This is a genomic window from Peptoniphilus sp. oral taxon 836 str. F0141, assembly GCF_000179335.1.
Classification (GTDB): domain Bacteria; phylum Bacillota; class Clostridia; order Tissierellales; family Peptoniphilaceae; genus Peptoniphilus_A; species Peptoniphilus_A lacrimalis.
This window is the reverse complement of record NZ_AEAA01000130.1, coordinates 1-720: the sequence shown is the minus strand read 5'-3', so window position 1 is coordinate 720 and position 720 is coordinate 1. Positions and strand designations below refer to the sequence as shown.

The following is a 720-nucleotide window of genomic DNA, read 5'->3' as shown; positions in this document are numbered from 1 at the left end:
GAACAATTCCTGCTATAGGAGTAATTATCATAGAAGCAAGAGAGTTTGCCGTTTCTGGGCTTAGAATAATAGCAGCATCAGAAAATATAACAATAGCTGCTAGTAAATTAGGAAAATTCAAAACCGTTTCACAACTTATTTCTATAATTTTACTTTTATCTAATATTGAATCATTATATAAATTCGGAATTATTTTGTTTTATTTCGCAGTGCTTATGACAATAGTTTCTGGTATTGATTACTTTATTAAAAATAAAAAAGTTTTAGATTTGAATAATATTTAGAGGTGTGTATGAAAGCTGAAATAATTACTGTAGGAACTGAACTACTTATAGGCTCAATTTTAAATACTAATGCAAAATTTTTATCTGAAAGATTAATTGATTTAGGAGTGGATGTTGTAAGACAAGTGTCTGTTGCTGATGATATGAATTCAATAATTAAAGAACTTAATATTTCTATGAATGAGGCAGATTTGATATTTCTCTGCGGTGGTCTTGGACCTACTAATGATGACTTAACAAGGGAAGCCTTGGCTAAATTTTTAAATAAAAAAATTTATATTGATAAAGATGCTAAAGAAAAATTAGTGTTAAGATTTGAAAAAATTAATAAAAAAATGACAGATAATAACATTAAACAGGTAAGTCTTATAGAAGGTTCTAAAAAACTTGATAATAATTGGGGTCTTGCTCTAGGAGAGGTTAATGATTATAATGG

The 720-nt window shown here is 27.4% G+C and carries 2 protein-coding genes; both read left to right on the top strand.

Annotated features, from left to right (window positions below):
- The coding region (locus HMPREF9131_RS07275; protein WP_009346211.1) for a CDP-alcohol phosphatidyltransferase family protein at window positions 1-284 on the top strand (284 nt) is incomplete at its 5' end.
- Between the two features lie 8 nt (window positions 285-292).
- The coding region (locus HMPREF9131_RS07270) for a molybdopterin-binding protein (protein WP_009346210.1) at window positions 293-720 on the top strand (428 nt) is incomplete at its 3' end.